This is a genomic window from Pseudomonas frederiksbergensis (assembly GCF_017114915.1).
Classification (GTDB): domain Bacteria; phylum Pseudomonadota; class Gammaproteobacteria; order Pseudomonadales; family Pseudomonadaceae; genus Aquipseudomonas; species Aquipseudomonas frederiksbergensis_I.
Genome location: NZ_JAAUOE010000066.1, coordinates 1 through 13,463, shown reverse-complemented (window position 1 = coordinate 13,463; position 13,463 = coordinate 1). Strand labels below are relative to the sequence as shown.

The 13,463-nt window shown below is 62.9% G+C and carries 4 protein-coding genes; 2 read left to right on the top strand and 2 right to left on the bottom strand.

Going from position 1 to position 13,463, the window contains the following annotated elements; all coding sequences use genetic code 11:
• Nucleotides 1-7,830: non-ribosomal peptide synthetase (locus tag HCU66_RS25945; RefSeq protein ID WP_205891236.1), on the top strand; the 7,830-nt coding region annotated here is incomplete at its 5' end.
• A gap of 90 nt (nt 7,831-7,920) precedes the next feature.
• Nucleotides 7,921-8,877: an alpha/beta hydrolase gene (locus HCU66_RS25940; RefSeq protein WP_205891235.1), complete on the top strand. Its 957-nt coding sequence runs from the start codon at nt 7,921-7,923 to the stop codon at nt 8,875-8,877.
• 205 nt (nt 8,878-9,082) lie between these two features.
• On the opposite strand, the gene HCU66_RS25935 is transcribed toward HCU66_RS25940, so the two are convergent.
• Both HCU66_RS25935 and HCU66_RS25930 read right to left on the bottom strand, forming a co-directional pair.
• Complete coding sequence (locus HCU66_RS25935) at nt 9,083-11,563, bottom strand: TonB-dependent siderophore receptor (protein WP_205891234.1); 2,481 nt, start codon at nt 11,561-11,563, stop codon at nt 9,083-9,085.
• A 114-nt stretch (nt 11,564-11,677) separates the two neighbouring features.
• Nucleotides 11,678-13,327 (bottom strand): cyclic peptide export ABC transporter, encoded by a 1,650-nt coding sequence (locus HCU66_RS25930; RefSeq protein WP_205891233.1) that lies wholly within the window; start codon nt 13,325-13,327, stop codon nt 11,678-11,680.
• Between the last annotated feature and the right edge of the window lie 136 nt (nt 13,328-13,463).

The following is a 13,463-nucleotide window of genomic DNA, read 5'->3' as shown; positions in this document are numbered from 1 at the left end:
ATCGCCGGTGCCGGCGAGGTGTTGAGCCTGGACTTCAACTACCTCACCGAACACTTCGCCGAGCGCAGCATTGTCGGCCTGGCCGCTCATCTGCAAGAAGTGCTGCGTCAGTTCCTCGATGCACCGCAACGGGTGCTGGGCGAGATCGGCCTGTTGCCAGCGAGCGAGCTGCGCACGCTGGCCGAATGGAATGACCATCACGCCGCGTACCCAGTCCAGGCCTTGATCCATCAGGGCTTTGAAGCCCAGGTCGACGCGCGGCCACAGGCGATTGCCTTGCGCCATGCCGGTGCCGAGCTGAGCTACGCCGAACTCAACCGCCGCGCCAACCAATTGGCCCGTCATCTGCAAACCCTGGGTGTCGGTGCGGAAGTCCGCGTCGGCGTGGCGATGCCCCGTTGCGCCGAACTGGTGATTGCCTTGATGGCGGTGCTCAAGGCCGGGGGCACCTACGTGCCGCTGGACCCGGACTACCCGGCGGATCGCGTGGCCTACATGCTCGACGACAGTCAGGCGCGGGTGTTGCTGACGCAGCAGCCTTTGCTGTCGCAGTTGCCTGAAACCCAGGCGCAGGTGGTGTTTGTCGAGGCTGGCGGCGTGAGCTTTGCCGATCTGGCACCGCACAACCTTGAAGGCGAGATCGACTCCGCCAACCTGGCGTATGTGATCTATACATCCGGTTCCACCGGTAAACCCAAAGGCGTGGCGATCGCTCATCGCAACGTGCAGGCGCTGATCCACTGGTCCCGCGAGGTGTACAGCGAGCAAGACCTGCAAGGTGTGCTGGCTTCGACCTCGGTGTGCTTCGACCTGTCGGTGTGGGAGATTTTCGTCACCCTGGCCCGCGGCGGTTCGATCATCATGGCGCGCAACGCCCTGGAATTGCCGGACCTGCCGGAGCGCGATCAGGTGCGCCTGATCAACACCGTGCCGTCGGCCATCGCGGCGTTGCAGCGCACCGGGCAGATCCCGCAGGGCGTGCGCATCATCAATCTTGCGGGTGAGCCGCTCAAGCAAGCGCTGGTGGACACGCTGTACCGGCAGACCTCGGTCGCGCACGTTTACGACTTGTACGGGCCGTCGGAAGACACCACCTATTCGACCTGCACCCGCCGCGAAGCCGGCGGCCAGGCCAACATCGGCCGGCCGCTGGTGAACACCACCGCGCACCTGCTCGATGCCCAGTTGCAGGCCGCACCGATTGGCGTTGCCGCCGAGTTGTACCTGGCCGGCGACGGCATTACCCGTGGCTATCTGTTCCGTCCGGGCCTGACCGCTGAACGCTTTGTGCCCAACCCGCTGGCCAGCGACGGCGAGCGGATGTACCGCACCGGCGACCTGACCCGTTTGCGTGACGACGGGGTGATCGAATACGTCGGCCGCATCGACCATCAGGTCAAGGTGCGCGGGTTCCGTATCGAACTGGGTGAAATCGAAGCGCGCCTGCTGGCCCACGACACCGTGCGCGAAGGCGTGGTGCTGGCGATGGAAGGCCACAGCGGCCAGCAACTGGTGGCCTATGTGGTGCCGACCCGGGCCGATCTGAGCCCGCAAGAACAGGACGATCTGAGCGAAGCACTCAAGGCCGGGCTCAAGGCGCACCTGCCCGATTACATGGTGCCGGCGCAATGGTTGTTCATCGAACAATTGCCCCTGACCCCCAACGGCAAACTCGACCGCAAGGCCTTGCCGACCCCGGACGCCAACCAGTTGCAGCGCGATTACGTGGCGCCGCGCACCGCGCTGGAGCAGCAGATTGCCGGGATCTGGCAGGACATTTTGAAACTCGACCGGGTCGGTGTGACCGACAACTTCTTCACCCTGGGCGGCGATTCGATCATCTCCATTCAGGTGGTGAGCCGGGCGCGTCAGCAGGGCATCAGCTTCACGCCCAAGGACCTGTTCCAGCAGCAGACCGTCCAGGGGCTGGCCACTGTCGCGCAGCTCGGCAAAGCCCTGGCACCCACCGATCAAGGCCCGGTGACAGGTGAGACACCCTTGCTGCCGATTCAGCAATGGTTCTTCGAACAACCCTTGCCCCAGCGTCATCACTGGAACCAGTCGGTGTTGCTCAAACCGTTGACCCCTCTGCTGGCCGCGACGCTTGAGCAGGCCTTGCACGCACTGATCGATCATCACGACAGCCTGCGCCTGGGCTTCACCGAAATCCCATGCAGCTGGTCGGCAAGTTATCGGACCGTGGAACAACAGCGCCTGTCACCGTTGTGGCTGGAAACGGTCAGTGATGCCGCCCACCTGGAACGCGTCGCCGAACACGCCCAACGCAGCCTGGATCTGCAACACGGCCCGTTGCTGCGCGCGGTGTTGTTCGATTTGCCTGAGGGCGAACAGCGCTTGTTGTTGATCGTTCATCACCTGGTGGTCGATGGTGTGTCGTGGCGGATCCTGCTGGAGGATTTGCAGGGCAGCTACCGCCAGTTACTGGCCGGCGAACCGTTGGCATTGGCGGCCAAGACCACGTCCTTCAAGCATTGGGCGCAGCAATTGCAACGACACGCGCGCAGTGAATCGCTGCTTGGACAACTGCCTTACTGGCAGGCGCAGCGCTCGGACGGCGCGCCGCTGCCGCAAGATAACCCCCAGGGCAGCCTGCAGAGCCGCCATGCCTTGACGCTTTACAGTCGCCTGAACCCGAGCTTGACCCGACGCCTGCTGCAACAGGCCCCGACGGCTTACCGCACACAGGTCAACGACCTGTTGCTGACGGCGCTGGCCCGGGTGATCGCCCGTTGGAGCGAGCAGTCGTCGGTGTTGATTCAGCTCGAAGGCCATGGTCGTGAAGATGTGTTCGACGGCCTCGATCTGACCCGCACCGTAGGCTGGTTCACCAGCCTGTTCCCGGTCAAATTGACCCCGACCCAGGAGCTGGCCGGCTCGATCAAGCAAATCAAGGAGCAACTGCGCGCGATTCCGGATCGTGGCCTGGGTTACGGCGTGCTGCGATATCTGGGGGACGAGGCTTGCCAGGCCTCGCTGCGGGACTTGCCGACACCGCGTATCACCTTCAACTACCTGGGCCAGTTCGATGGCAGTTTCGATAGCCAGAGCGGTGCCTTGTTTGTGCCGGCCGGCGAAGGCAAGGGCGCAGAACACAGTCACGATGCGCTGCTGGGTAACTGGCTGACGCTCAATGGTCAGGTGTACGGCGGTGAGTTGAGTGTCGGCTGGTCGTTCAGCACGCACATGTTCAACGCCTCGACCATCGAACGCCTGGCCGGGGAGTACGCCCGGGAGCTGGAGCTGCTGATCGAGCATTGCTGCCTGCCGGACAGTCACGCAGTCACGCCGTCGGACTTCCCGTTGGCGCATCTGGATCAGGCCCGACTGGACGCCTTGCCGGTCGCCCCGTCCTGGATCGAGGACATTTATCCGCTGTCGCCGATGCAAGAGGGCATGCTGTTCCACACCTTGTCGGACAATGGTTCCAGCCTGTACGTCAATCAGATCAGTTTGCCGGTGGGCGGTCTGGATGTTGAGCGTTTGCGCAAGGCCTGGGAGGCGGTCATCGAGCGTCAGGCGATTCTGCGCACCAGCTTCCACTGGCACGATGGCCTGGCCAAACCGCTGCAAATTGTCCAGCGTCAGGCGACGCTCGATTTGCAGGTGCTCGACTGGCGCGATCGCGACGCCAGCGAGGCAGACATCGCCGCGCGGGCCGCCGAGGACCGCGCGCGAGGCTTCGAGCTGACCCATGCGCCACTGCAGCGAGTGTTGTTGATTCGCACCGCTGAAGATCAGTACCGGATGGTCTGGACCAGTCACCACATCCTGATGGACGGCTGGAGCAGCTCGCGGTTGTTTGGTGAGGTGATCCAGCACTACGCCAAGGGTGAAATCAGCGCTGAAAACGGTCGCTACCGCGACTTCATCGCCTGGTTGCAAGCCCAGGACCAGGACGCCCGGGAGCTGTTCTGGAAAGCCCGGCTGGCCCCGGTTAACGAGGCGACGGCATTGAGCCAGGCCATCCATCCACGGCATGTGTCCGATGAACCCGGCCACAACGCCATTTACTCCCGTTGGGACGCGCAACAGACCGGGCGTCTGCTGCAGTTCTGCCGCGATCTGCGGATTACGCCGAACACGTTGATCCAGGGCGCATGGTTGCTGCTGTTGCAGCGCTACACCGGGAAAAACACCGTGACCTTTGGTGCCACGGTGTCCGGGCGTCCCGAGAGTTTGCCCAATGTCGGCAACATGCTGGGTCTGTTCATCAACACCTTGCCGATCATTCAGACGCTGGAACCGGATCAGCCTCTGGCAGACTGGCTGAACCGGATCCAGGCCTACAACCTGGATATCCGCGACCATTCCCAGGTGCCATTGGCGGACGTGCAACGCTGGTCCGGCCTGGGCGGGCAGGCGCTGTTCGACAGCATCATCGTGTTCGAGAACTACCCGATCGACGACCGCCTGCAAGAGGACAACGACACCGGCCTGAGCTTTGGCAAATCCATCGGCCATGACGTGACCAACGTGCCGATGGACCTGGCGGTGATGCTCGGCGACGAACTGTCGATTGAATACCTGTACCTGCGCAGCCACTTCAGTGCCGAGGCGGTGGAAGGGATTCGCCTGATCCTGGAAAACACCCTTGAGGCGATGATGCGCGCGCCTTACGAACGCCTGGGTAACCTGCAGCGTCTCTCGCCTGAACAATGGCAGGCGATGCAAACCTGGAGCGCCGAGCCGCCGGCGGCGCATCAACCGCAGCTGTTGCCGGAGCTGATCAGCCGCCACGCCCTGACTCAGCCAGAAGCCATCGCGGTGCAATGCGCCGGGCTGAGCCTGAATTACGGCGAACTGGAACGCCGCGCCAATCGTCTGGCCCATTGCCTGATCGAACATGGCGCAGGGCCGGAAGTGGTGATCGGCGTGGCCCTGCCGCGTTCGCTGGAAATGGTCGTCAGCTTCCTCGCCGTGCTCAAGAGCGGCGCGGCGTATGTGCCGCTGGACATCGATTATCCGCCGGAGCGTCTGGCGTACATGATCGAAGATTCCGGCATGGCGTTGCTGCTGACCCAGAGCAGCCTGCGAACGACGTTACCGGCGCCCGAGGGCCTGTTGCGCCTTGAGCTGGATCACCTCGACGAATCCCGCTATGGCGATGAGGCGCCTGTGCGTCGCGTGCTGGAGCAAGGGCTGGCTTATCTGGTTTACACCTCGGGTTCCACCGGGCGGCCAAAAGGTGTGGCGGTTACCCAGGGACCACTGAGCATGCACTGTCAGGCCATCGCCAAACTGTACGAAATGGACAGCCGCAGTTGCGAGCTGCACTTCATGTCGTTCGCCTTCGACGGTGCCCATGAGCGCTGGTTGAGTACGCTGTACAGCGGCGGCCGGCTGGTGGTGCGGGATGGTTGCCTGTGGACGCCGGAGCAAACTTACCAGGCGCTGCACGAGTACGGCGTGACCATCGCCTGTTTCCCGCCGGCCTACCTCAAGCAACTGGCCGAGTACGCCGCGGCCAGCGGAATTGCACCGCCACCGGTGCGCATCTATTGCTTCGGCGGCGACGCGGTGCCGGACCAGACTTTCGAACAGGTCAAGGCGGCGCTGCGTCCCGAGTACTTCACCAACGGCTATGGCCCGACGGAAACCGTGGTCACGCCAATGCTGTGGAAAGTGCCGGTGAGCCAGCAGTGTGAAGCGGCTTATGCGCCGATCGGCCGGGCGGTGGGCGCCCGTTCGCTGTATGTGCTGGATGAGGAGCTGAATCCACTGCCGCCGGGGTTTGCCGGTGAGTTGTACATCGGTGGCTACGGGGTTGCCCGTGGTTATCACGGCCGTCCGGACTTGACCTGCGAGCGCTTCGTGCCCAACCCGTTTGCCAGCGGCGAGCGGTTGTACCGCACCGGCGACCTGGTGCGCTTGCGCCAGGACGGCGTGGTCGATTACGTCGGCCGCATCGACCATCAGGTCAAAGTGCGCGGGTTCCGTATCGAGCTCGGTGAAGTCGAGGCCAGCTTGCGGCAACTGGCGCAGGTCAGCGACGCCTTGGTGATCGCCCGGGACAACGCCTCGGGCAAGCAACTGATCGGTTACGTTGTCACTGACACCGGCCAAGAACTGGGCGATGAACTCAAGGCCGCTCTGCGCACCACCTTGCCGGAATACATGGTGCCGGCGCAGATCGTCTGCCTCAGTGCCTTCCCGGTCACCCCCAACGGCAAGCTCGACCGCAAGGCCTTGCCCGAGCCGGAATTCAAAAGCGAGGAATACGTCGCTCCGCGCAATCAGCAGGAACAGCTGCTGGCGGACATCTGGGCGCAAGTGTTGCAGGTGGAGCAGGTCGGTATCAGCGACAACTTCTTCGAACTGGGGGGCGACTCGATCCTGAGCCTGCAAGTGATTTCCCGGGTCAGGAACCACCCGACCTTGCAGATGGACCTCAAGCTGCGCGATCTGATGCGCTACCAGACCATCGCCGGTATCGTCGAACAGGACGGGGTGAAAGCGGCCACCGCGCAACCGTCGGTGGACCTCACCCATGTGGCCAGTGAAGGGTTGTTCAATCTGCTGCCGATTCAGGAATGGTTCTTTGCCGAAGGCATGGCCGAGCCGCATCACTACAACCAGTCGTTTTTGCTGAGTGCGCGTCAGACGCTGGATCTGGATGCCCTGGAAAGGGCGCTGGGCTGGATCGAAAACCATCACGACGCCTTGCGCCTGCGCTTCTGTCAGGAAGGCGGGCGCTGGTTGCAGCGCTACGCCGCACCGACCGAGCACCGCGAGCCGGTGCTGTGGCGCCGCGAGGTCGAGAGCAGCGAGCAGGTCGAAGCCTTGGCCAACCTGACTCAGCGCAGCCTCAAACTCGACGATGGACCGGTCTGGCGCGTGGTGCACATCGCCTTGCCGGACGGCCAGGCGCGGCTGTTGATGGTCATCCACCATCTGGTGGTGGACACGGTGTCGTGGCGCATTTTGCTCGACGACCTGAAGGCGGCTTACGAGGCCTGCGTGATGGGTGTCGAACCGCGACTGCCGATCCGCACCAGCAGCTATCGCGCATTTGCCGAAGCATTGCAGGCGCAGGCGCCGGTGATTGCCGAGCAGGAATTGGGCTACTGGCTGGAGCAACTGGATCAGCCGGGCGTCGACCTGCCGTGCGACAACCGTCGCGGCAAAAATCAGGTGCGTCACCAGGCCCAGGCGCGGCTCAAGTTGTCTCGCGAGCACACCGAGCAGTTGCTCAAGCAGGCGCCAGCGGTCTATCGCACGCAGATCAACGATTTGCTGCTGGCGGCCCTGAGCCGGGCGTTGTGTCGCTGGAGCGAACAGCCGTCGGCGCTGATTCTGCTGGAAGCGCACGGTCGCGAGGACCTGTTCGAGAACATCGACCTGAGCCGCAGCCTGGGTTGGTTCACCAGCATGTTCCCGGTACGGCTCACTCCTGACTGCGCGGACATCGGCGCGTCGATCGTCAACGTGCAGGCGCAGTTGGCGGCCGTCCCGCAGAAGGGCATCGGCTACGGCGTGTTGCGTCATCTGGCCGGCCCGCAACTGGCCCGCCAATTGGCCGACCTGCCGCAGGCGCGGGTGACGTTCAACTACCTGGGGCAGTTCGACCAAAGCTTCGACGAGCAGGCCTTGCTGGTGCCGGCGCTGGAAGCAGCCGGTGACAACTACAGCCTGCAGGCCAATCTGGGCAACTGGCTGGAGATTGTCGGCCAGGTGTACGACGGCCAGTTGGCGCTGCGTTGCCTCTACAGCAGCCAACGTTATCGGGCCAGCACGATGGAGCGGTTCATGCAGGATTATCAGCGCGAGCTTGAGGCGTTGATCGAGCATTGCATGGCGCGGGTGGGCTGAGTGCCGGGGTTTTAATCATTGTCGGGGGGGCGTTGCTCAGGCACGCGCCCTTTTTTACTGGCTCCCTTTTGCTGAAGAAGGATTCTTACGATGTCGCTACACCCTGATCTGGAAGCCTTCCTCGACCTGGCGCAGGACGGCCAGGACGCAGGCCAGCCGGCGCTGCATCAACTGACCCCGGTCGAGGCCCGGGCGATCTTCGAACAGACCACCGCGCAGTTGCGCTGGGATGCCCCTCAGGACCTTGACGTGCTGGTGATCAATACCCCGGCTCGGGACGGTGCGCCGCTGGCGTTGCGGTTGTATCGGCCGAGCGGGGCGACGGCACCGATACCGGTGCTGGTGTACTTCCATGGTGGTGGTTTTGTAGTGGGCAGCCTGGATTCCCATGACGGTGTCTGCCGCGAATTCTGCCGACGCACCCCGTGCGCGGTATTGTCCGTGGGCTATCGGCTGGCGCCGGAGCACCGTTTCCCGACGGCGCTGGAGGACGGTGAAGACGCCTTGTTTTGGCTGGCGGAACAGGCGCTGGCCCTGGGGCTGGATGTCGGTCGCGTCGCGTTCGGCGGCGACAGCGCCGGTGCCACCTTGGCGACGGTGCTGGCCTTGCAGGCAGTGGTTCAACCACACACCGTAGCCATCGCGCCCAAGGCGCAGTTGCTGTGCTACCCGGTCACCGACGCCTCACGCAGTCACGACTCTCGCCTGTTGTTCAGTGAAGGGTATTTGCTGGAGAACGACACGCTGGACTGGTTTTACCAGCACTATGCCCGTAGCCCCGAAGACCTGCTCGACTGGCGCTTCTCACCGTTGCTGGCCGAGGACTTGCGCGCCGTGGCGCCGGCGATTGTGCTGCTGGCCGGGTTCGATCCGCTGCTCGATGAAGGCCAGGCCTACGTCGATAAATTGCGCGCGCAGGGGGTGAGTGTCGAACTCGAACAGTGCCCGGGTTTGACCCATGACTTGCTCAGATTGGCCTCGGTGATGCCGGATGTGTTGGGTGTGCATCAAACCTTGAGCCGGGCGTTGAGTCGGCATTTGGGCTGATGCCGATCGTTCCCACGCGGAGCGCGCCGATCGTTCCCACGCTCCGCGTGGGAATGCAGCCCGGGACGCTCCGCGTCCCTTCCAGAGCCGAACGCAGAGCGTCCGTTGAGGCATTCCCACGCGGAGCGTGGGAACGATCATCCCGTCCGCTTTTCTCGCACAAAAAAACGCCCCGCATTGCGGGGCGTTTTCATTGAGGCTGCAATCAGAAGTCAGCCTTGACCGACATCACGAAGTTGCGCGGTTCGCCGTAGAAGTTCCCCCAATCTTCGGTACCGACGGTGGCGTAGTAGCGCTTGTCGAACAGGTTGTTGCCGTTCAGTGCCACGGACCAGGTGTCGTCGATGCGGTAGCCGATGCGACCGTTCCACACCGCATAACCGCCCTGGGTGACGTTGTTCCTGCTGGTCGGCGAGACGCGGTAGTTGCCGCTCTGGGCATTGACGCCGGCACCGACGGTGACGCGTTCCAGCGGGCCGCTGAGCGCATAGTCGCCCCACACCCGCAGCAGGTGGCGCGGCACATAGGTGTTGTACGACACACCATCCTGACTGACGTCGGCGTCTTCCAGGATCTTGGTTTGGGTGTAGGTGTAGCCGGCCAGCAGTTGCAGACGGTCGATGACTTCACCGCTGACTTCGGCTTCGAAGCCCTGGGCGCGCACTTTGCCGGAGTTCTGCGAGCAGCTGCTGTCCGGGCAGGCCGGGTCATCCTGGGCCGCGTCTTTCTGGATGGTGCGGAACAGGTTGAAGGCGCTGTTCAGGCGACCGTCGAACCATTCGCCCTTGATCCCCAGTTCATAGCTCTGACCGATCAATGGCTTGAGGGTCGCACCGTTGATGGTCTTGTAGTTGCCTTGCGGGGTGAAGATATCCGCGTAGCTGGTGTAGACGGTCAGGTTGTCGTTGATGTCGAACAGCAGCGCGGCGAACGGGGTGACTTGCCCGGTTTCCTTGGCCTCGGAACTGATCGGTGTGCCTTCACCGCGCCAGAACGAGACGGAGTCGGTTTCGGATTTGTACCAGCTGACGCGGCTGCCCAGTACGAAGGTCAGCGGATCGGCCAGTTTCAGGCGTGCCGTGGAGTAGGCGCCGTATTGCTTGATCCGCATGTCCACCGGCCCCCCCCGGGTGGCGTTGGCCAGGTAGAAACTTTCATCCGGTTGGGGCAGGTGATGGTTGGGGTTCAGCACATTTTGAGTCTGAGGCAGGAGGGCCACGGCGTAGAAGTCATCCTTGCGGGAACGGCTGGCGTTGGCACCGACGATCAGCTCGTGCTCTTGGCCGAATGCGTCGAACTTGCCGTCCACATAAGCGTCGAGGCCGTAGTCGACCTGATCGTAGTCATAGATGCTGCCGATCATCAGGGCACTGGTGCTGGTGGCGCCAACCGGCACCGAACCGCTGGGGAAGGCGTATTCCATGTCCTGGGTGTTTTTCGAGTAAACCCCCGCGACCTTCAGCGCCCAGTTGTCGTTGAACTCGTGTTTCAGATCGCCAAAGTAAGTGGCCCGCTTGCTGCGCTGGTTGTTCCAGGCGGTGTTCAGGCACGTGGAGCGAGAGAGCTTCAGGTCGCTGCCATCGGCGTAGCGCGGCAGGCCGCCCCAGCACGGGGTGGCATCGACGTCTTCATAGGCCATGCCCAGGCCCAGGGTGGTGTAGTCGCTCAGGTCAAAGTCCAGGGCGCCGTAGTAGATCTGGTCCCTGCGCTCGGCCACGTCATAGAAATACTGACGGGTCTGCTGGGTCACCACGGCCCGGCCACGAATGGTGCCGGCGTCGTTCAGCGGGCCGCCGGTGTCGACCTGGCCGCGGTAGTTGTCCCAGGTACCGGCAGACAACGACAGTTGAGTGTGCGGGGTGTCCTGGCCGCGCTTGCGCACGAAGTTCACGCCGCCCGCGGTGCCGCCTGCGCCTTTCATCATCCCGGCTGCGCCGCGCAACACTTCGACCCGATCATAGATCGCCATGTCGCTGTTGAAGGCGTCGGCCTGCACGTAGCTGCTGCCGATGTCCAGCGGCACGCCGTCGTACTGGTACTGACCGGTCATGCGAAAGCCCCGGGAGTAGAAATACTTGCCGCCCATGGGCGAGTCGTAAACGGTGATGCCCGGGGTCTTTTCCATGACCTGTTCGATGGTGTTCAGGTTCTGGTCATCGAGCATCTTGCGCGTGATGACGGTGATCGACTGCGGGGTTTCCCTGAGCGAATGCTCGCCCTTGCCAATGGTCACCGCGCCGGTGGTGTAGGAGTTGCTGCCTTCGGTGGTCGCGCCCAACCGCTGACCGTTGATGCTGGTCGGTGCCAGTTCCATCGCACTGCCGGTGGCCGGCGCCAGCAACGTGACCGTGTTGCCGTCGCGCTGATGGCGCAACCCGGTGCCCTTGAGCATCGCGCTGAGCGAATCATCGTCCTGATAGCGGCCGTTGAGGGCACTGGAACGCAGGTTCTGGATGCTCTCGGGGCTGTAGATGATTTGCAGGTTGGTCTGTTGACCGAGGGTTTGCAGCGCCTGGGCCAGTGGCTGGGCCGGGATGTTCAGGGTCCATTCCTGAGCCTGGACATAAGGCGTCACCGCCAGGGTCATCGCCAGGCCGAGGCCAGTGGACATCATGCGCGAGCGAGTCGTGCTGCTCATTAACAGGGCGCGGGTCAGAGGTCGAAGCATGAAACGGGATGCGGACATGAGGTTAAGACCTTGGCAGGTATAGTTGGTAATGGTTCTTATTCATCTCATTAAGACGAGGAGGCCGCGGCAAACCGGAAAATTATTTTTCCGATCGGCCACGGCCTCCGTTGGTCAGGCGGGTTGCAGTTCGCTTTTGACCTTGCCGGCCTCCATGCGCACCAGTTGATCGGCCACGTCGAAATAGCGGTCATCGTGGGAGATCACGATGATGGTCTTGCCCTGGCGCTTCAGGTCGGGCAGCAGTTCGGTGTAGAAAATGCGGCGGAAGGTCGGGTCCTGATCGGCCGCCCATTCGTCGAACACCAGCACCGGCCGTTCTTCGAGCCAGGCATTGACCAGCGCCAGGCGTTTGCGCTGGCCGGTGGACAGGTCGGTGGTGCTGAACGCGCCGTCGCGCACGCTGACCTTGTGCGCGATCTCCAGGCGTTCGAGGTAGCGCGTGGCATCCTGCGGCACTTGGCGATCGCCCTGAATCAGGTCATCGAACAGGTAATAGTCGGCAAATATCGTGGTGAACATCTGCCGGTAGTCATCGCGGTTGAGGGCGGTGATCGGCTGCTCGTTCACGCGGATCTGGCCTTCGGTGGGCGCGTAAAGGCCCAGCAGCAGTTTGATCAGCGTGGTCTTGCCGCAGCCGTTCTCACCGACGATGAACACGATGTCGCCCTGTTCGATGCGCAGGTTGACCGGGCCGAGACGGAAGGGCTCGCTGCCTTCCACGGGCGGGAAGGCGTAACGCACGTTGCTCAGTTCCAGGCTGTGGACCGGGCCGGGTTTGTGGCCCTGATCCTCCAGCAGCAGGTGCGGTTCCGGGGAGGAGAATTGTTCGCTGAGCTCGGCGATCCGGCGAAACGCGATCTGCGCCCGGCTGATGATCGGCAGGGTGCTGACCAGGTGTTCCAGCGGCCCTTTCATGTACAGCAGCACCAATACAAAACCGCTCATCACGGCCTTGTCGGAACTGGGCCAGAACGATTGCAGGGCCAGCGCCAAGCCGATGACCACGAAGAACAGCATCGAGCCGAACGATTTGGCAATGACGAAGGTATTGATCGAGCGGATCTGGGTGTCGCAGATGTTCTCGGCGGTTTTCTGGATGCCGGACACGAACATGCGCTGGCGCCGCGGGCGGTGGATGCGCAGTTCCTTGGCCCCTTCGGCGATGGCGTTGTAGTGCTTTTGCAGCTCGTCTTCGGAATCTCGTGCTGCGTAGAAACCGCGCATGCCCTTGGCCCGGGCGATGGCCTGGATCGTGGTGCCGATGGCGATGGCCACCAGCATCATCAGAAACATCGGCCACGACAGCATGGCCAGATAGCCAAGGCAGCCCAGGGTCACGGTCAGGGAAATCGCCAACGGCGCGAAGGCGAAGGCGAAATCGCTGATGGTGTCCACGTCATGGGTCAGCACCGGGATCAACCGGTGGCTGCGGTAGCGTTCGATCTGGTCGATCGGCGCCGACAGCACTTTCTCGCCCAGCTCTTTGCGCAGCCTGGCGATGATGTGCTGGCCGACATAGTTGGTGCCGATGTCGGAAAGAATTGAGGTCAGCAGTGCCAGCACGCACAGCCCGGCGAAAATCATCACCACGGTGCGGGTCAGGCCGTCGGCGGAGTGCAGAGCATTGTTGATGGTCGCCAGCAACACGGTGACGCTCAGGCCACCGATCATGCCGAGCACGATGGACACAGAGACGATCAGGCGGAAGGGCTTGAGCAGGGCGAACAATTCGTTGATCGCCCCACGCGTTGGCTTGGTCATGGAGGATTCCTGCTTCGATGCGGAGGGAGTGCCGGTACTTAAGGAAAACGAATGGTCGGTGATTTTATTTAAACGGCGGGTAATGCCAGCCTTGTGGTGCCCATGAACACGCCTTCGCCGGCAAGCCGGCTCCTAC